Annotated in this window: 18 protein-coding genes; 7 read left to right on the top strand and 11 right to left on the bottom strand. The window is 64.3% G+C overall.

The window, feature by feature from the left end; translation table 11 throughout:
* Positions 1 to 174: 174 nt before the first annotated feature.
* Positions 175 to 1116: a phosphodiesterase gene (locus NFJ07_RS16985; protein WP_269996166.1), complete on the top strand. Its 942-nt coding sequence runs from the start codon at positions 175 to 177 to the stop codon at positions 1114 to 1116.
* Between the two features lie 4 nt (positions 1117 to 1120).
* On the opposite strand, the gene NFJ07_RS16980 is transcribed toward NFJ07_RS16985, so the two are convergent.
* Both NFJ07_RS16980 and NFJ07_RS16975 read right to left on the bottom strand, forming a co-directional pair.
* Entirely contained in the window at positions 1121 to 2704 is a 1584-nt protein-coding gene (locus tag NFJ07_RS16980; protein ID WP_269996044.1) for a stealth family protein, read from the bottom strand.
* Between the two features lie 52 nt (positions 2705 to 2756).
* Entirely contained in the window at positions 2757 to 3665 is a 909-nt protein-coding gene (locus NFJ07_RS16975) for a hypothetical protein (RefSeq protein WP_269996043.1), read from the bottom strand.
* Between the two features lie 210 nt (positions 3666 to 3875).
* On the opposite strand from NFJ07_RS16975, the gene NFJ07_RS16970 reads away from it, so the two are divergent.
* Both NFJ07_RS16970 and NFJ07_RS16965 read left to right on the top strand, forming a co-directional pair.
* Positions 3876 to 4175, top strand: a complete 300-nt coding sequence (locus tag NFJ07_RS16970) for a type II toxin-antitoxin system VapB family antitoxin (RefSeq protein ID WP_184741705.1) — start codon at positions 3876 to 3878, stop codon at positions 4173 to 4175.
* A gap of 76 nt (positions 4176 to 4251) precedes the next feature.
* Entirely contained in the window at positions 4252 to 4893 is a 642-nt protein-coding gene (locus tag NFJ07_RS16965; protein ID WP_269996165.1) for a LytR C-terminal domain-containing protein, read from the top strand.
* Positions 4894 to 4952: 59 nt separating this feature from the next.
* Here the strand turns inward: NFJ07_RS16965 and NFJ07_RS16960 are convergent, their stop codons facing one another.
* Positions 4953 to 5594: a TetR/AcrR family transcriptional regulator gene (locus NFJ07_RS16960; RefSeq protein ID WP_269996042.1), complete on the bottom strand. Its 642-nt coding sequence runs from the start codon at positions 5592 to 5594 to the stop codon at positions 4953 to 4955.
* 55 nt (positions 5595 to 5649) lie between these two features.
* On the opposite strand from NFJ07_RS16960, the gene NFJ07_RS16955 reads away from it, so the two are divergent.
* The 4 genes from NFJ07_RS16955 to NFJ07_RS16940 all read left to right on the top strand — a co-directional run bounded on the left by NFJ07_RS16955 (position 5650) and on the right by NFJ07_RS16940 (position 11743).
* Positions 5650 to 6891, top strand: coding sequence for an ROK family transcriptional regulator (locus NFJ07_RS16955; protein WP_269996041.1), 1242 nt, complete (start codon positions 5650 to 5652; stop codon positions 6889 to 6891).
* Positions 6892 to 7002: 111 nt separating this feature from the next.
* The gene (locus tag NFJ07_RS16950) at positions 7003 to 8322 is read left to right on the top strand and encodes an MFS transporter (protein ID WP_269996040.1); all 1320 of its coding nucleotides are present in this window, start codon (positions 7003 to 7005) and stop codon (positions 8320 to 8322) included.
* A gap of 10 nt (positions 8323 to 8332) precedes the next feature.
* The gene (locus NFJ07_RS16945) at positions 8333 to 9841 is read left to right on the top strand and encodes a carboxylesterase/lipase family protein (protein WP_269996039.1); all 1509 of its coding nucleotides are present in this window, start codon (positions 8333 to 8335) and stop codon (positions 9839 to 9841) included.
* Between the two features lie 90 nt (positions 9842 to 9931).
* Positions 9932 to 11743 carry a glycoside hydrolase family 3 protein gene (locus tag NFJ07_RS16940; protein ID WP_269996038.1) on the top strand — a complete coding sequence of 604 codons (1812 nt, stop codon included), beginning with the start codon at positions 9932 to 9934 and terminating at the stop codon, positions 11741 to 11743.
* 95 nt (positions 11744 to 11838) lie between these two features.
* On the opposite strand, the gene NFJ07_RS16935 is transcribed toward NFJ07_RS16940, so the two are convergent.
* The 8 genes from NFJ07_RS16935 to NFJ07_RS16900 form a co-directional block, all read right to left on the bottom strand.
* On the bottom strand, positions 11839 to 12537 hold the full coding sequence (locus tag NFJ07_RS16935; RefSeq protein WP_269996037.1) for a DsbA family oxidoreductase: 699 nt from the start codon (positions 12535 to 12537) through the stop codon (positions 11839 to 11841).
* Positions 12538 to 12728: 191 nt separating this feature from the next.
* Entirely contained in the window at positions 12729 to 13259 is a 531-nt protein-coding gene (locus tag NFJ07_RS16930; RefSeq protein ID WP_269996036.1) for a GNAT family N-acetyltransferase, read from the bottom strand.
* A gap of 122 nt (positions 13260 to 13381) precedes the next feature.
* On the bottom strand, positions 13382 to 14716 hold the full coding sequence (locus NFJ07_RS16925; RefSeq protein WP_269996035.1) for an MFS transporter: 1335 nt from the start codon (positions 14714 to 14716) through the stop codon (positions 13382 to 13384).
* Positions 14717 to 14831: 115 nt separating this feature from the next.
* A complete protein-coding gene (locus tag NFJ07_RS16920) occupies positions 14832 to 15305 on the bottom strand; it encodes a heme-degrading domain-containing protein (protein WP_269996033.1) in 474 nt (157 codons plus the stop codon).
* Positions 15306 to 15313: 8 nt separating this feature from the next.
* Positions 15314 to 15622 (bottom strand): Dabb family protein, encoded by a 309-nt coding sequence (locus NFJ07_RS16915; RefSeq protein ID WP_269996032.1) that lies wholly within the window; start codon positions 15620 to 15622, stop codon positions 15314 to 15316.
* On the bottom strand, positions 15619 to 16494 hold the full coding sequence (locus NFJ07_RS16910) for a TolB family protein (RefSeq protein ID WP_269996031.1): 876 nt from the start codon (positions 16492 to 16494) through the stop codon (positions 15619 to 15621). The genes NFJ07_RS16915 and NFJ07_RS16910 overlap by 4 nt, the downstream gene beginning before the upstream one ends.
* Before the next feature lie 163 nt (positions 16495 to 16657).
* Entirely contained in the window at positions 16658 to 17656 is a 999-nt protein-coding gene (locus NFJ07_RS16905; RefSeq protein WP_269996030.1) for a sugar phosphate isomerase/epimerase family protein, read from the bottom strand.
* A 71-nt stretch (positions 17657 to 17727) separates the two neighbouring features.
* Positions 17728 to 18912, bottom strand: a complete 1185-nt coding sequence (locus NFJ07_RS16900; protein WP_269996029.1) for a Gfo/Idh/MocA family protein — start codon at positions 18910 to 18912, stop codon at positions 17728 to 17730.
* Positions 18913 to 18994: the final 82 nt, after the last annotated feature.

Genomic DNA, 18994 nt, shown 5'->3' with positions numbered 1-18994 from the left:
GTGAGCGAGCGTCGGGGAAAAGTGCCCTAAAAGTGAGCGAGGATCGCCGGGGTGGGCGAGTAATTTTCCAACATTCCGTCCGTAAGTTACCCTGCGTTAGCCTTTTGTCTGGTTGGATTGGGTCTATTGGGACTGAAACTGGAGGCGCCGTCTCCTACCGACCCGAAGGTAGTAATGGAGCTCATCGAGGCCGAGCACCCGCGGCCAGGACACGTACTTCTGCACCTTAGCGACTCCCATCTGGTGGGAGGGTCGGAACCCCTTTACGGCGCGGTAGACAGCGAAGCCCATCTCAGACAACTCTTTTCGGAAGTGCACGCGTCAAAGGTCCGCCCCGACGCCGTGATCTTCACTGGTGACCTCGCCGACCAAGGCGAGCCGGGTGCTTACGCCAAACTCCGGTCGATCGTCGAGCCTGCCTGTCGCGAGATGGGAGCGCGGGTGATCTGGGCGATGGGAAACCACGACGACCGGGCGAATTTCCGTGCGGGCCTCTTCGACCAGAGCGACAATGACGCCCCGGTGGATCACAGCTACTTCGTCAACGGGTTGCGGATCATCACGCTGGATACCTCCGTGCCCGGCTTCCATCATGGCGAGCTGAGCCAGAGCCAGCTCGACTGGTTGGGATCGGAGCTTTCAACACCAGCTCCGGACGGCACAATCCTTGCCCTCCACCACCCGCCGGTCCCGAGCGTCCTCGACCTCGCCATCCTCGTGGAGCTACGCGGCCAAGCGGCGCTGGCCGACGTCGTACGCAATTCGGATGTCCGCTCCATCCTGGGCGGTCACCTGCACTACTCCACCACGGCCACTTTCGCCGGCGTCCCGGTATCGGTTGCCTCCGCGAGCTGCTACACGCAGGACCTCAACGTTCCGCAGGGAGGTACCCGCGGCCGGGATGGCGCCCAGGCATTCAACCTGGTGCACGTTTACGAGCAAACGATCGTGCATTCAGTGGTGCCGTTGGGCAAGTCGCCGACTGTCGGTGAGTACGTCAGCCCGGAAGCCACCAGGCGCCGGCTCGCTGAAGCAGGCGTCCGGATTCCCCAGCGGCCCACGCACGAACGCGGTGCCAGGGCCGACGCGAAGCGCCCGGAGATGACCCGCCGCTAGAGGGCTACTTCTCCCACGGTGCCTTGACCGGGAAGTACTTCTCCATGAAGTCCGTCACGAGCCCGGCCCGTTCGTCGGCAGCCACCTCGGGGAAGCTGCCATCGTTGAGGCAGAAGAAGTCCACGTTGCGCTTGGCGAGCAACGTGGGCAGATAGTGCAGCCCGGACCACAGGGTGGTGTCCACATACTTGACCTTGGCTGCCGTCTGCGTCACTGCCCGGCCCGTGAGCAACGAGTAGTAGTGGTAGAACGAGTTGGTCACGGAGATGTTGTCCGCCGCACGGAACCTGCTGCCCGCCGTCTTGGCGAACTCGGCCGGAAACTCACGCTCCATCTCGGAGATCACGCTGCGGCGAAGGGGTGCGGCGGTGTGCTCCAAGTGGCGTGTGGTGATCCGCCCGAAGCGCTCCCAGAGGAGCTTCCTATTGACGCGGGCAGCGTTCTCGAAGCCGCTGCGTTCGGCGTCGTTCTCTCCCAGTCCGATCCGTGTGGAAGCTTCGATGAACTTGGTGATTCCGCCGGGAGTGAAGAACATGTCCGGTGCTACGGGCCGGCCGAAGAACATGTCGTCGTTGGAATACAGGAAGTGCTCGGAGAGGCCCTCAATATGGTGCAACTGGGATTCCACGGCCTGGGAATTGTGGGTGGGCAGCACCGTGGGGTCCTTGAAGAACTCCTCGCTGCGCATGATCTTGACGCTCGGGTGCTCGGCCAGCCACTCTGGCGCGGGGGAGTCCGTGGCGATGTAGATCCGGCGAATCCAGGGCGCATACATGTAGACCGAGCGCAGGGCATATTTGAGCTCGTTGATCTGCCGGAAACGGGCCTCGTGGGCATCGCCCTCGCCCACGACTGCGTCTTTCATCTGCTCGCGGCGGGCCGCGATGTACGCGGGATCGTTGCCGTCCACCCATGAAAAGACGATGTCGACGTCGAAGTCGATGTCGCTCGCGTGGTCCGCGAACATGTTCTCGATGGTCGGCCAGCTCAGCCCGTGGCGTTCCACCGTGCCCCGGACAGCGTCCTGGCGCAGCATGGTTCGCCGCGTCAGGGAGTTTTCCACCGGCAACACGAGTTGTTCGCCGTCGAACTCCCACAATTCCAGTTGCACGCCCAGCGATGGACCGTAGGTCAACCCGCCCCCGGGTTCCACGCGCGGACGGAAGAGCCGGAAAATCCGGGCCTTCCGGTTGCTGGAGAGCTCGCCGTCGGCCACCAGCAACGTGGATTTCTTCCGCGCATCCACGGTCATGGAGTAGAACGGTTCGTTCCGGAAAGCGTTGACCAAAGCCTGGCGCAGTTTCTTCCGGAGCTTCCAGTCGACGGCGATCACAGGCCGGTGATCGTTGCCGCGGACCAGGATGACGTCCAGCCCGGCCGCGTCCAGTGCAGCGCGAATAACGAGAAGGTCTTCGACCATCACCTCCTGCGGGGTACGGTTCTGGTTCAGCAAGCTATAACGGCCGCGATGGCGGACGACGTCGGCGCGGTGCTTGAGGCGCGCTTCGACTGCGGGCGACGTCGGTTCAGGAACGACCGCATCGTCGTCGGAGGCGGGGCTACCGAAGTAGATTGCTTGCTGGTCCATGTCTGTGATGGCTTTTCTCCGAAAGGTTGTGGTTGGCGCGGCCTCAGTGAACTTAGCCCACCAAGGCTTCACGCCAACTGCGCAGGAATGCGCCTCCGGCGTCGTCGTGAATGACGTCCTCGCCCAAGCCGAGGTCTGTGGCTGTAAGAACATCGTAGGGCTTGTTGGGCACGCCGTCCGCGGGCCGGACGTCGACGTGCTTGACGCTGTGGTCATTGTGGTGGAGCCAATCCGCCATGGCGTAGTCTGTGCGCGAATCGCCCACAGTCCGCCAGGCCTGCGGGGTGATGCCTTGGGCGGCAAGGAGCTCCACCGCGCGGCTTGCGCCGAGATCCTTACCGAGCCGGATGGACTCGATGTCCGTGGAGATGATGGTGGGATCCAGGCGGTAGTCGGCGGCGTCGTCGGATCCTGGTGCGTGGTGATCCAGGAGCGCGGCGGAGAGCCCGTGCCTGCCCATGAGTTCCAAAGCATCGGCGTCAAAGAGCTTCTGCTCGGCCAGGTAGTCGTCACTTGAGACGTCCAGATGCTGCTCCACCGACACCATGGCGCGCTTTGTCTCATCGAAGAACATGTGCGTCGCATAGTCCTCTGCCACCATGCGGCGGACGTCGTCGCCGTAGGCCTTCGGAACAGCAAGGTCATGGTCCACATGGATGGGTCCCGGGCCGCCCGAAGTGTAGCTGAACCACACAGCGCCCTTCTCGCAGATCGCGTGGACCACCGTTCCCGCAGGCATTCCGGCGGCGATCATGGGCACCATGACCTGCTCGCGGATGAAAGCGTCTGAGCGGCCGGTGTTGAAAATGACGGGGATGCCTGCGGATGCCAAGCCCACAAGGTCGGCGATGATTTCCGGCTTCACATCGCGCGTCACTGGACTCGCGACAGGGCCGTCGACGTCGAGGAGAAGTGCGAGGGCGGGAGCAGCCGGGTGCGTGCCTGGCGTTGAAGCAGTCATGATCCCATTCTGTCAGTCCGGCGTCATGGCGGCAGCGGTGTGACGGCCGACGGCGGTAGGCGGCACCAGGCGGCGGCAGGCGGCGGCCGACGGCGGTAGGCGGCACCGTTTCAGCGCGTACCGTTCGCCAACGGTTACCTTTTGGCCACAACCTTGGTGGCCGACTTCTCACAAGTTCCCTTGGACGCCTTACTTCTTTAGGCTTGCACAGTGATATTCAAAGCTGTGGGCGAGGGACGCCCGTACCCTGACCATGGTTTTTCCACGCCCAAGGACTGGGCTTCGCTGCCCCCGCGTCCGGTCCGGCTTGATGAACTTGTCACTACCAAGCGCACCCTTGACCTGGAAGCGCTGCTGGCTGAGGATTCGACCTTTTTCGGCGACCTTTTCCCGCATGTGGTGCAGTATCAAGGTGTGTTGTATCTCGAAGACGGGCTGCACCGTGCCGTCCGGACTGCGCTCCACCAGCGGACGGCCATCCACGCCCGGGTCCTGGTGATAGATGGTTAACGAAACAATCCCGGAAGAGCAGGTGGCAGTGCCCGAGAACGCGGATCCGAGGAAGCGCCGGAAACGTCCCAAAGATGTGACGAGCCTGCACGGTCATCGCGTTGTCACGGGGCCGGAACTCCGGGCAACTTTTGCCGATGCTCCTGGACCGGAGAGCCATCCGGGGTGGTTCAGCCGCCGCCTCTTGCACGGGATCGTTCTCGCGCTGCTCGTCGGAGTGATCGTTGCCGGGCTCGTGGGCGCCTGGGCGGTCATGAACGGCGTGATCCGATTCCCCTCCGCCGTTGCCAGCAAGGCGCCGGCGGCCGTGTGTCCGACGACTGTTTTCGATTACACGCCCAACAACAAGGTCAGCGTCAATGTCTACAACGCCGCCGGCAGGGCCGGCCTGGCCAAGAGCGTGGCAGACCAGTTGAAGGCCCGGGGATACAACGTGGGCAGCGTCGATAACTCCACCACCAGCTACACCGGCCCGGCCGTAGTGGTTTCGGGATCCAGCGGGCAAGCGGCAGCGTTCAACATCCAGAGGAACCTCGCCGGCACCGACTACTTCCAGGACCAACGCACGGATGCGTCCGTGGACGTCATCCTCGCCCCCGGCTTCTCGGCACTGGTTCCACCGGAACTCGTGGACAATACCCCGGGCAAGCTCAGTTGTCCCCGCGAGGAGCAGCGGATTGCCGACAATGCGAAGCTTCCGGTGATTCCGACGCCTTAGCCCCGGCTTCCGCGAACTGCGCCAGCCCCCGCGAACTGCGCCAGCCCCCGGCGGCAGAGTCACGCCAAGCGCGCGGGCCGGCCGTCGTCGTCGAACCTTGCTCCCGCGCCCAACTGGATGAACCGCACGGTCTGGACCAGCCGCTCCTCAAGCTCGTCCAGCTCCGCTCCGTTCGCGGCATTGCCGCGTGCCGCGCTGGAGGAAAGAGTTCCGTGGATGAGCCTGGCGAGCTGGCCGACGTCGGTGGGCGGGAGGTAGCCGGCGGCGATTCCGTCGCGCAGGATGTCCTGGAGCAGCAGGTTGAGTTCGCCGACGTGATCGGCCAATTTCGCAAAGGATGCGGGGGAGAGGACAGCCGCCATCGCAGGGCCCGGCGGGAGGTGCCGTCGGCTCAGGTCTTCCACCTGTGCGCGCACGTAAAGGGCCAGACGGTCCACCGGGTTCTGTAGTGCGGCGAGGGATTCGCGCAGGTCGCCCAAGAATCGCTCGGTCTCGTCCAAGGCGTACGCGATGAGGAGCTGTTCCATGTCGGCGTAGTAGTTGTACACCGCAGTCCGGCCGACGCCAGCATGCCGCGCGACGTCGGTCATGGTCAAGCCGGGGAGGCCGTGGGTGAAGAGCAGTTCGCCGAAAGCTGTCAGGACCCGGCGTCGGGTTTCAGCGCGTTGCGCCGCGTTGGTGGCGGCCGTAATCCTAGGCATACAGACACTTTACAGGGATCTGTCAGCAAAGTTGGGTGTGTGCGAAGCTAGCCACATGAGCACCCAAACATCAGGCTCCAGTGGCCCGGCCATTGACTCCGCAAACTCGCTCGTCAGTGGTGACGTGCGCCGTCACAATCTCGGCATTGTGGCCAGCTACCTCGTCTCGAACGGGCCGAGCTCCCGTAGCCAGATCGCGGACGGCACGGGGCTGACGCGCGGGGCGGTCACCGCACTGGCTAAGTTGCTCACAGATGCAGGCGTCCTGCGTGCGACGGAGACGGTAGCCGACGGTGGAAAGGGCCGGCCACTCACCCTCCTCGAACTCGCCGCGGCTGACATTGCGATCCTTGCGCTGCAGCTCGACGCCGATCAAGCCACCGCTTTGCTGGTCTCCCTCGCGGGCGACACCCTGTTCCGGTTTGCTGAACACCACGGCAGGCCGATGGGTGATCCTGAGCCTGTGCTCGATGTGCTTGCGAGGGTGCTTGATCGCGCGCTGGCGGCGGCAGCCGGAGCCGGCCGTCGGATTGCCGACCTGACCGTCGTCGTGTTTGCCCCTGTGGGAGGGGACCCTGCCCAGGTGATCGCGGACACCGATCTCGCTTGGGGGACGGTCGATGTGCTTGGCGGGCTCGGGAAGCGTGTCCCCGGAATGCCGGACATTGCCCGGCTTAGCGCGGACGCCCCTGTCGCGGCACTGGCGGAACACAGCAGGCTGACCGGTGTGGGGGACATGCTCTATCTGAAGAGCAATTCAGGTATCGGTGGGGCAATGATCGTCGACGGGCGGCTCGTCGAAGGAGCCCATGGTCTCGCCGGCGCGTTTGGGCACCTACCCGTGGATCACGACGGCGCCCAGTGCCCCTGTGGCCAGCGCGGTTGCCTTGTCACGGTTGCCGGTCCCGACGTTGTGCTCGAAGCGGCTGGTCTCGGCGGGGAATTGGAAAAGAACGGCTTGACCAGTGCCCTGGCGGAGTTGACGCGTCGCATCGCAAGCGCTGATGAGCAGGCCACCGCCGCGTGGGAGGAAGCAGCGATTTGGGTCGCCCGCACTCTGCACATACTCACCATGTCCCTTGATCCCCAGGTGGTCATGCTCGGAGGGTATTGGGCCGGTTTGACCGGGCCGGTCAGGAAGGCCTTTGCCGGCAACCGTCCAATCATTGCGGGCACCCAGCCCTGGGATGAGCCGGAGATTGTGTCGGGCCAGCTGGGCGATGATGCGGCGCTCCTCGGGGCGGTATGGGCCGCACGCGACAGGCTGCTACAGGATCCCCTTCATATGAATACATAATTTAACCCTTGAATTATATGTGGGAGCGGCGCATACTCATTCCCAAGTGCTAATCGGTTCTCGTGCAGCACGACCCCCCACGCCGTAACTTTCTCAATGAAGAGGAGAGTTGTGCCCACTCCATCAACCAGGACCGGTTCCGCCGATCCGTCCACAACCGCAGCCGCCTACCCAAGTACCGAGCCGTTTGCCGTCGCAACATCGGCAGCCACCAGCCCGCCACCGTCGCGCACGCTGCTGCCCTCAATCGCCATCACTTCGCTCGCGCTGTTCGCCGCATACTCGGGGCTCATCGTGGTCCTCTTGCCCAATCAAGTAACCGCGATCGACCCGGCAAACAAGGTCAGCAATCTCGCGATCGTGACGACCGTATCGTTTGTTTTCACACTCTTTGCCCAGCCAGTGGTCGGCGCATTCAGCGACCGCACGCGCAGCCGGATGGGCCGCCGGGCACCTTGGATGATTATCGGAGCGGCCATCGGCGCCATCTTCCTTGCCGGGCTCGGTGGTTTGCAGTCGATCCTGTGGATCGCGATCCTCTGGGTCATCATCCAGGTCTCGCTCAACGCACTCCAGGGACCGCTCTCGGCCATAACACCCGACCGGTTTCCGCGCAGCCGACGTGGTGTGGCGTCCGCCATGGTCGGAATTGGTACAACTATTGGTGGCACGGCCGGCGTGATCCTGGCCGGGCAGCTGGCCAACAACGTTGGTCTGGGATACACCGTCTTCGGAGCTGCCGTCCTCATCAGCGCGCTGCTGTTTGTGCTCTTCAACCGGGACTTCTCCAGCAAGAACACGGTGCACCCGAAGTTCAGCTGGAAGGACTTCTTTACCGGATTCTGGATCAGCCCACGCCGGCACCCGGACTTCGCCTGGGCATTCGCCGCGCGCTTCTTGTTCATCCTCGGCTACTTCGTGACCTTCACCTACCAGCTGTTCATTCTTACCGACTACGTGGGGATGAGCATGGACGAGGCCAACGGCGCCATCGGCCTGCTGAGTATCGCGTCGCTTGTCACCACCCTCGTCTCGGTATGGCTCGCCGGCTGGCTCAGCGACAAGCTCGGCAGGCGGAAGATCTTCATCTACGTTGCTTCGGCCATCATGATTGCCAGCCTCGTCATCCCGCTCGTCATGCCCACGCTCACCGGAATGATCATTATGTCCGCCGTGAACGGCTTCGGTTTCGGCCTCTACATGGCATGCGACACCGCGCTCATGACCGAGGTCCTTCCCGGCGGGGGAACGGCGGCTGCCAAGGATCTAGGCATCCTCAACGTGGCCACCAACATCCCTCAGGCACTCAGCCCAGCCATCGCGGCCGTGCTGATCGGATCCTTGGGTGGATACCCCGCATTGTTCATCTTCGGCATGGTCGCCGTCGCCATTGCCGCATTCGTGATCGTCCCGATCAAGAGCGTCCGCTAGGAGACTTACCGTGACAAACACCTCTGATACCCTGCAGACCATTGAAATTACGACGACGGCGGGCGCCGTTCGCGGCCGCTGGCGGGAAGGCTCTGCTGCCTTCCTCGGCGTCCCCTTCGCTGAGCCGCCCGTCGGCGATCTGCGCTTCGCTCCGCCGGTACCGCACCGGCCGTGGGACGGTGTGCGCGACGCCTTGGAGTTCGCAGCGACGCCGCAGCGTGTTGCCCTCTCCGAAGTGACGATCATCCCCGAACCCTCCATCCCGGGTGAGTCGACCCTGAACGTCAACGTCTTCACACCGAGCCCAGCCGAGCCCGCGGACGGAGGGCTTCCCGTGCTCGTGTGGATCCACGGCGGCGGATATGTTGCCGGATCGCCTGCAAGCCCTTGGTATGACGGCGCGGCGTTCAACCGCGACGGCGTCGTGACGGTCAGCATTTCCTACCGCCTGGGATTCGACGGATTCGGTTGGATTTCCGATGCCCCGCACAACCGCGGCGTCCTTGACTGGATCCTCGCGCTGGAGTGGGTGCGCGACAACATCAGGGCCTTCGGCGGCGACCCGTCCCGGGTCACTATCGCGGGCCAGTCCGCAGGCGGCGGTGCAGTACTCACGCTGCTCTCCGTTCCACGCGCACAGGCATTGTTTAGTCAGGTCATCTCGCTCTCCGGTCCTCCCACTGAGATGTCTCTAGACCAGTCGGAGGCAACCGGCCGCCGCCTGGCCTGGCTCGGCGGGGTCCAGGCGACAAGGGCTGGTCTTGCCGCACTCGCCGAAGAGCGTGTGCTTGAACTGCAGGCGCAGGTCTCTTCGGTGGGTCAGGAGCAGGAAAGCGCGGACCCGCTCTCAGGGCTCACTGCGCTTCTCGGTGACGGCCTTGTACTTGGCCCGGTGATTGACGGTGACCTCGTTCCGCGATCAACCATGGACGCCCTGCGTGCAGGTCAAGGCGCCGACAAGGCGCTCCTGCTCGGCGCCACGGACCACGAGTTCAACATGATGCTCGCTGGTGCCAAGGACCATTTGCCGTCGGTGGCGGAGCCTGCCATCCTCCTCAGGCTGGGAGTCTCCCCAGAGGCTGCGGAAAGCTACAACGCAGGACACCCCGGTCTTGGCACCGCGCAGATGCTCGGCCAGTTCGTCACGGACCGGATGTTCCGCGCACCGGCGCTACACCTGGCCGAAGCGCGCGCGGGGTCCACCGCGCCGACCTGGCTCTACCGCTTCGGCTGGCGATCCCCGATCACCGGCGACGCTGGCCACTGCCTCGACGTGCCGTTCTTCTTCGATGTGCTCGCAGCCGAGCGCGTCCACGCGATCACCGGATCCGAACCTCCCCAAAGCCTGGCCGCCGATGTGCACGGCGCCGCCGTCTCGTTTATCCGCGACGGGCAGCCCGGCTGGGAAGCATGGGATCCAGATACTCGCGAGACGCGGATGTATGACGTTCCGTCTTCCAACATCGCCGACGGATATGCGGACGTGCGGACGTTCCAAACCGCCCCCATCGCTGGATAACCCCTGCTGGCTACCGATACCCCTTTCAGGCAGCTCGACGCCCCTTCGCGCGTCGCACCAGCCCACAGCACCAAAGGAATGAACCGAATTATGAACGACACCACAGCCAAACTGAGTTCGAACGACGTCGACACGAGTTTCCGTGACGCGTCCGTCCCGGTGGAAGAGCGCGTTGAGCGTCTCCTCCGGCAGATGACCCTTGAGGAGAAAGCCGGGCTCTTCTTTCAGACCATGATCACGATTGGCGAAGATGGGGAGCTTGCCGGCGCGGATCCGATGTTTGGCTTACCGTCGACCCAGGAGTACGTGCTCGGCAAACAAATGACGCACTTCAATGTGCTGGGTGCAGCGCCGACGGCCCGGCAGATGGCCGAGTGGCACAACCGCCTGCAGGAACTCGCGGCCTCCACGCGTCTGGGCATTCCCGTGACGCTCTCGACAGACCCGCGGCATTCGTTCACCGACAATCCGGGGACGGCGATGATGGCCGGTCCGTTCTCGCGATGGCCAGAGCCGCTCGGGCTGGGCGCGATCGGTGATGAGGGGCTCGTGGAGCGATTCGGCGACATCGCCCGCCAGGAATACACCGCCGTCGGGCTTCGTGTCGCGCTGCACCCGCAGATCGACCTCGCGACCGAACCGCGCTGGTCGCGCCAGATCGGCACCTTCGGCGAAGACGCGGACCTCGCCGGACGACTCGGCGCGGCATACATCCGAGGGTTCCAGGGGGAACGGCTCGGCCCTGAATCCGTTGCCACCATGACCAAGCATTTTCCCGGCGGTGGCCCCCAAAAGGACGGGGAGGATCCACATTTCGCCTATGGCCGGGAACAGGTCTACCCCGGGGACAATTTTGACCACCACCTGAAGCCGTTCGAGGCCGCATTCGAGGCAGGAACGAGCCAGATCATGCCGTACTACGGTATGCCCGTCGGTACTGAACATGAGGAGGTGGGCTTCGGTTTCAACAAGAGCGTCATCACCGGCCTGCTGCGTGGGCGCTACGGCTTTGATGGCATTGTCTGCACCGACTGGGGCCTGCTCAGCGATGCGGCGATCATGGGCGAGCCATTCCCCGCACGGGCGTGGGGCGTGGAGCATCTTTCGACGCGTGAGCGCATGCTCAAGGTCCTGGAGGCAGGCGCAGACCAGTTCGGCGGCGAGGCCATCCCGGAGCTGCTGGTCGAGCTGGTGCTCAGCGGCGACGTGAGCGAAGAGCGCATCGACGTCTCTGCTCGCAGGCTGTTGCGCGAAAAGTTTGTCCTCGGCCTGTTCGATGCGCCGCTTGTTGACGTTGAACGGGCGGAATCCGTCGTCGGAAACGCAGGGTTCCGCGCAGCGGGTGAGGCCGCGCAGCGGGCGGCGATCACACTGCTCACGAACACGGGGGAGACCCCCACGCTCCCACTGGCCCGGGGAATGAAACTCTATCTTGAGGGCGTCGACCCGGCTATTGCCGCCCCGTACGGGACGGTTGTCGAGACCCCTCAGGAGGCCGACGTTGCGATTTTGCGCTTGCAGGCGCCGTTTGAACCGCGCGCTACAACGTTCGAGAACTTCTTCCACTCGGGTTCATTGGACTTCCCGGCCGAGCAAGTGGATCGACTGCGTGCTCTCGCCGCGACTGTGCCGACGGTTGTGGACGTCTTCCTCGACCGGCCGGCGATCCTCACACCTTTTATCGACGAAGTTGCAGCCGCCGTCGTGAACTTCGGCGCGAGTGGCAGTGCCCTGCTCGATGTGCTCTTTGGCGAAGTGCAGCCACAGGGATCGCTTCCGATCGAGCTCCCCTCAAGCATGGCAGCAATCGAGGCAAGCCGCCCCGATGTGCCCTTTGACACCGCCGCGCCGCTCTTCCGGTTTGGGCACGGTCTCCGCTACGAAAGGAGTGCAGGACGATAAAGCGCTACGGCACCGCCCGTGCCCGGCACGAGCTGGCAGCAGATGACCCCTGGAGGCGATTTTGGGGTCATCTGCTGCCAGTTCGCCCGGAAATCTTAGATCGCGCAGCCGTCCGGGCCGCAGGCTTCGGCGTCGGGGCTGCCGACGGCGACCAGTGGATTCGCTTCTTGCCATGCCTGCGTGAGGGCCTGGGTGAAGACCTCGGAGGGCTGCGCGCCGGAGAGGCCATACTTGCGGTCGATGACGAAGAAGGGCACGCCGGTGACGCCGAGCATCCGGGCTTCGGCGATGTCGCCGCGGACGTCCTCTGCGTACTTGTCCGTGCTGAACAACTCGGCGATTTCGGCTTCCGGCAGGCCCAAGTCGCTGCCGAGCTTGGCCAGGTATTCCTGGTTTCCGATGTCCTTGCCGTGTTCAAAATGGCCGCTCAGGAGCTGCTCTTTGGCTTTGTCCTGCTTGCCGTGGGCGGCGGCCAAGTGGATGAGGCGGTGTGCCGTGAAGCTGTTGGCCACCACGACGTCGTCGAAACGGTAGTTGAGGCCCTCGCCCTTTGCTTGCAACGCCACGTGCTCGAACATCTGGCTGACCTGTGCGGGGTCCATACCCTTGCGCTTGCTGAGGTAATCGAGCTCTGTGCCGTCGTAGTGTTCCGGGATGCTCGGGTCCAACTGGTAGCTGCGCCACTGGATCTCGACCGAGTCGCGGTGCGGGAATTCGGCGAGGGCCGTTTCGAACCGGCGCTTTCCGATGTAGCACCACGGGCAAGCGACGTCTGACCAGATCTCAATCTTCATGATGGCGACAACCGGAAGTGGAGGTCGGTCATTCCCGGAACGGCCTGTTGGACTGGTCACAGCCCGGCGTTCACGACGCGCAAAATGGTGTGCGACGCAGAAACTGGCAGGCGCTACCCGAATCCACGCCGCGTGAAACTGTTTGCGCGTCGCGGGTCCATTTCCGCGTCGCGAATGCGCGTCTAGGCGTCCTAGACCGCCCGCTCCATCACAAAATCGTGCTCCACGGCATCGCCCAGCCGGAACGACTTGGTCCCGACCTTCCTGAATCCACTCTTCTCATAGAAGCGGATGGCCTTGGCATTCTGGCTGTTGACGCCAAGCCACACGCCAGCCGCACCCGAGCCGGCAGCGCGGTCCAAGGTGGCCTTCATGAGCTCCGCGGCAGCACCCAGGCCGTGGTGTTCCGGATGCACATAGCACTTGCTCAGTTCCGCCGAAGGTAGCAGCGTCAGGGCCGAAGCGACGTCGGTATCGGTGGCCGGGCGGGCCACGAGCATGCTGTAGCCGCGGAGTTCCCCGGCGGCGTCGATGGCCAGGATGGTGACGTCCGGATCGGCAAGGTATTCCGTGAACTTCTCCGCGCTGAGCGTCCTGCGCAGGTGCTCCGCGATGTCTTCGGGCGAGGAGTCCGGGGGGCAGGCGAGCGGAAAGGTGACGGCGGCAAGCTCGGCCAGCCGTCCGGCGTCGTCCGCTGTTGCTTCACGGATTGTCTGGCTCATGCGGTCCTCTCTGGCAAGCGGGCGCAAAAATGCCCCTCAAGATTGATCTTAAGGGGCATTTCAGGAAGGTAGCGACGGCGGTGGCCTGCCGGAGGGTTCCGGCTGCGGTGCCGCGGGGCTGCTTAAGCGCGGGCTCCCTCAAGCAGGCGAAGATCCTCATCCGGCTCGGGATCCCTGCCCAGGACAAGGCCGATGATGGTGACCACCGCCGTGGCGAGCAAGTATGCGGCGATCAGGAGCCAGTTCCCGGTGGCGGCGTAGAGGGCCGTGAAGATCAACGGTGCCACTGCTCCACCCACGACGCCCGCCACCGTGTAGGCCACGGAACTGCCGGCATAACGGAGCCGGGCCGGGAACTGTTCGGTGATGAAGGCCGCCTGCGGGCCGTACATGAAGGCGTGCAGTCCGAGGCCGATCACGACGCCGACAGTCAGAACCAGGACGGAGCGGGACTGGATCATGAGGAAGAACAGCGGGATGTAAACGGCCGTGGCCGCGGCGGTGATGCCGTAGACCAGCCGGCGGTTGAACCGGTCGGTGACGGCTCCCGCGGCCGGGATCAGGAACAGTTGGAAAGCTGATCCGACCAGGACTGCGCCTAGGACGTTGCCGGTGGTCATCCCCAGTTCCTTGGTGGCGTAGACCGCGATAAAGACGGTGAACAAGGCGTACAAGACGTCTGGGCAGATCCGGCACAATGCGGCGGCGAGCAGGGGGCGGACCTGGGTGGTGAGGACTTCCTTGATGGGAGCCTTGGGCCGTTCGCCGGTGGCCTCGATCGCCTTGAATACCGGGGTTTCCTCGAGCTTGAGCCGGATAACGAGCCCGAAGGCAACCAGGATGGCCGAACTGAGGAAGGCCACGCGCCAACCCCATGCGATGAAGGCTTCGTTGCTCATGACGGCGGCGAGGACGGCAAGTGCGCCGTTGGCCAACAGGTTCCCGGCGGGCGGCCCGATTTGGGCTGCGGAGGACCAGAATCCGCGCTTGTTGGGATTGGCGTACTCGCTGGACAGCAGTACGGCGCCGCCCCATTCGCCGCCTACCCCGATGCCCTGGGCCAAGCGAAGGAGGACCAGGATGATCGTGGCTCCAATGCCGATGGTGTGGTAGTCCGGCAAGGCGCCGATGAGAACCGTGGCCGCGCCAATGAGGATGAGGGTGATGACCAGGACGTTCTTGCGTCCGATCTTGTCCCCGAGCCGGCCAAAGACAACGCCGCCAATGGGCCGGGCGAGGTAACCCACCGCGAAGGCCGAGAAGGAGAGCAGGAGGCCCGTGGTTTCGTCGTTCGTGGGGAAGAAGATCTTGGGGAAGACGAGCGCGGAGGCGACGGAGTAGATGGCGAAGTCGTAGTACTCCAAGGAGGTGCCTGTGACGCTGGCAATGAAGGCCTTGATGGCGCCTGCCGAGGGTTTGCTGCGCCTTGTTGAACTTGGCGAAGTGGTCGCGGACATGGTTCCTCCATGGAACGTTGGGCGGGCTTTGTGATCCCGATCTCAATCGGGGCCTACACCCAATGATGCATCACATGGAGGAATTGTTCAACAATTTTTTGGCGGGAGTTCTTGCTTAGGCTGTGAGATGTTGACGGATCCCTTCGACAATGAGGTCATGGTCCTCCTTCGATGAAAGGCCCGACGTCGTGACGGCCGCGACGACGCCGACGCCACGGACCCGCACGGGAAACGAGCCCCCTGTCACGGCATAGTCGGCGCCGAGCCACCCTGTGGCCACCGGATCGATACCGGCCGAGGACAGCCGGGCTTCGACAAGTGCGCTGCTTGCTTCCATCCGCAAAACGAGTGCGGATTTCCGTGCGATCCACGATTCCTGATCCGGGGTGATGCCGGGCAGCGCAGCGCGGAAAAGGATGAGCCCGGGGCGCCGGATGTCGATGCCGATCGCGTGACCGGCCGCCTGTGCCATGCCGGTCAGCCGCGAGCCGAGCCTCCACGCGTCTCCGTGGTCGAAGGAGGTGAAGATCAGCTCCTCTTCCTGTCGCTTAAGCGCTTCCAATGCTTCAAGAGCGGCGATGTCAGCCATGAAGCCTCCTACCGTTCTTCCCGGCCGTAGGGTTCGAAATCGAACTCCTGAAAATCGGACACTTCGTTCGCCCATCGGGTCTCCACGAATCCGACGTGGGCAGGATGGTCATTGTAGGAGTTGAAGGCCTCCGCGCCGTCGAACGTCATTTCAAACTGAAAATTGAGCGGGCTCTTCATTGAAATCTGGCGGGATACCCGGAAGTCCTGCACCACTGGTATTGCAGTCAACGTGGCGACTGCTGCGTCCAGGAATTCCCTTTCCCCGGAGGATCCGGGCTCGTGGATGAGGGAGAAGGTAACCGTGTGACGGATCATGGCGTTCTTTCTGGATAGGCGACAAACGCGAAGCGGGTGGAGTCGGGGGACCAGCTGTTGACATTGAGGGTTCCCTGGCCGCCGAAGAGGGGCCACGTATGGAGCGGCGTAGCCCAATCGCTAGTGGAAACAACGACGACGTCGACCGGCAGGTCCGCGGGGTGGCCTACCGTGCCGCTGGGGAAGCGGATGTAGCTGGCCAGGCGCCCGTCGGGCGAGAGGTGCGGGAACCAGTCGACGGTGTCGCTTTGGAGCAGGCGTTCTGCCGTGCTTTCCTTGCTGGCCCGCACCCTGACGAGTTGTGCGTGGCCCGGCCGGTCCGTGAAGGCCTCGGTATTGAAGTACAGCCATTCGCCGTCGGGCGAATACTCGGGGCCATCGCAGTGCCCGTCGACGTCGATTGCGGTAGCTGGGCCGGCCCCTGCCGGAATCGTCATCAGCCGGCCCGGCTGGGTGAAATCCCCGGCTTCTATTCCCACATAGGCGAGCGTCTGTCCGTCCGGGCTGACGCCGTGCAGGAAGTGAAACCACCCATCATCCGACGTGATCTTCGTGGCTTCTCCGCCGTCGAGGGCTGCGTGGTAGATGTGGCCGTCATTCGCCGAGAGGTAGATGTTGGCGCCGTCGGGTGCGAGGACGTGGTCGTTATTGAGGTCCGGGATGCCGTTGATGGCTACCCTTTCGAGTCCTCCTCCGGAAAGATCCAATCTCCACAGGGCGCCGTCCCCGTTGAGGATGAGGGCACCGCCGTCGAGCGTCCAGTTCGGCGCCTCCAGCAGGATGTTGTCCGTGGTGAAGGCCAGTTCCGAAGTGCCGGTGGGGGAGACGATCCATACCTCGCAGCGCTGGCCAGGCCGAAGTGTCCGTATCACTGCGCTTCCTCGACGAATCCGCCCTCGTCAGGTGCTGTGGTCCGAGACATGCGGATGTCCTTTCGTCGTGTGGGAGAAACCGGGGCGCGAGCTGGCAGCAGATGCCCGCAAAATCGAATTTTGAGGTCATCTGCTGCCAGTTCGCGCGAACTGTAGTGGACGCTTAGTCCTGGCTGAAGGCGGCGTCGAAGCTGGTCTGGGAGGGCGGGAAGTCGTATTTTTTGAGGGCGGCGAGGGCTTCGGGGGCGCCGTGGAGGCGGTCCATGCCGGCGTCTTCCCATTCCACGGAGATGGGTCCGGTGTAGCCGATCGCGGTGAGGGCCCGGAAGCTTGATTCCCAAGGCACGTCGCCGCGTCCGGCGGAGACGAAGTCCCAGCCGCGGCGCGGGTCGCCCCAGGGCAGGTGGGAGCCCATGACCGTGTTGCGGCCGGTGGGGCGCAGCTTGGTGTCCTTGCAGTCCACGTGGTAGATCCGGTCCTTGAAGTCCCAGATGAAGGAGACGGGGTCGATGCCTTGCCACATGAAGTGCGAGGGGTCCCAGTTCAGCCCGAACGCCTCGCGGTGCCCGATGGCTTCCAGGGTACGGACGGTGGTCCAGTAGTCGTAGGCGATCTCGGAGGGGTGGACTTCGTGGGCGAAGCGGACCCCGCACTCGTCGAAGACGTCCAGGATGGGGTTCCAGCGGTCCGCGAAGTCCTGGTAGCCGGCCTCGATGACTTTTTCGGGGACGGGCGGGAACATGGCGACGTATTGCCAGATGGAGGAGCCGGTGAACCCGACGACGGTGTCCACCCCGAGCGCCTTGGCGAGGCGGGCGGTGTGTTTCATTTCCTCGGCGGCGCGTTGGCGGACGCCTTCGGGATCCCCGTCGCCCCAGACCTTGGCCCCGACGATGGCCTGGTGGCGGAAGTCGATGGGGTCATCGCAGACGGCCTGGCCCTTGAGGTGGTTGGAGATCGCCCAGACCTTCAGGTTGTACTTTTCCAGGATGGCGAGTTTGGACTCGACGTAGCCGGGTTCGTCCCAGCGCCAGGCGTCCAGGTGGTCCCCGGACACGGCGATTTCCAGGCCGTCATAGCCCCAGCCGGAGGCCAGGCGCGCGACTTCCTCGAAGGGCAGGTCGGCCCACTGGCCGGTGAACAGGGTGTACGGGCGGGGCATTGGTTCTCCTTGGGAAAAGTTTCAGGGGAGGGGAAGGCCGGAGGGCCGGCGGTTTTCAGTGGCCGGGTTGATCAGTGGCCGGCGACCTGGATGATGGCGGACTTGGCGTCGGCGGATTCCTCGATGGCGGCCAGGACCTGCTGGACAGCGAGGCCTTCTTCGAACGAGGGCGAGGGCGGGGTCCCGTCCGCCACAGCCAAGAGGAAGTCGCGGATTTCGTGGGTGAAGGTGTGTTCCCAGCCGATCACGTGGCCCTGCGGCCACCAGGCGTCCATGTAGGGGTGTTCGGGTTCGTTGACGAGGATCCGGCGGAAGCCCTGCTCCCGGACCGGCACTGTGGCGTCCAGGAAACCGAGCTCGTTGATGGATTCCAGGTCGAACAGCAGCGAGCCCTTGTCGCCGTAGATTTCCATGGTGAGTGAGTTCTTCTTCCCGGTGGCCATGCGGGAGACTTCCACGGAGGCGACGGCCCCGGAGGCGAGGGTCAGGGTGGCCCAGGCGGCGTCGTCGACCGTTACTTGTTCCGGTCCGTCCTTGCCGGGGCGGCTGTCCACGAAGGTGTGCAGCCGGCCTGAGACCTCGGTGACGGTGTCCCCGAGCAGGAACAGGACCTGGTCGATGGCGTGGGAGGCGATGTCGCCCAGGGCCCCGGATCCGGCGGTTTCCTTGCGCAGCCGCCAGGTCATGGGGGAATCGGCGTCCACGAGCCAGTCCTGCAGGTAGGCGGCCCGGACGTGCCGGACCGTGCCGAGCCTGCCTTCCGCGATGAGCTCGCGGGCCAGGGCGAGTGCCGGTACGCGGCGGTAGTTGAAGCCAATCATGGACTGGATGCCGCGCGCACGGGCGGCGCGCGCGGCTTCCGTCATGGCTTCGGCCTCGGCCAGGGTGTTCGCGAGCGGCTTTTCCACGAGCACGTGCTTGCCCGCTTCCAGCGCCGCGATGGCGATTTCGGCGTGCATCCAGCCCGGGGCGCAGATATCCACGATGTGGATGTCATCGCGTTCCAGGACGGCGCGCCAGTCCGTGGCGGACTCGCTCCACCCGTACTTCGCCGCGGCCTCGGCAACCTGTTCCGGGTCCCGGCCCACGAGCACTTTCTGCTCGAAGGCCGGAACGTCGAAGAAGCTGGCCACGTTCCGCCACGCGTTCGAATGGGCTTTGCCCATGAACGCGTAGCCGATCGCGGCAACACCAAGGGTCATGTTCCCGGGCTGGTTGTTCTGAGGATTGGTGGGGGTAGGGGAGGAGCTGGTCATGAGTTATTCCTAGAGGGTGGCGGCCATCGGGTCCCAGTCCTCGGGGAGGGCCTGGGAGATCGCGGCGGAGCTGTCGACGCCT

Origin of the sequence: Arthrobacter sp. B2a2-09, from assembly GCF_027587375.1 — a bacterium.
Lineage (GTDB): Bacteria > Actinomycetota > Actinomycetes > Actinomycetales > Micrococcaceae > Arthrobacter.
The sequence above is the reverse complement of the archived record's forward strand: the minus strand, read 5'-3'. Positions and strand labels throughout refer to the sequence as shown.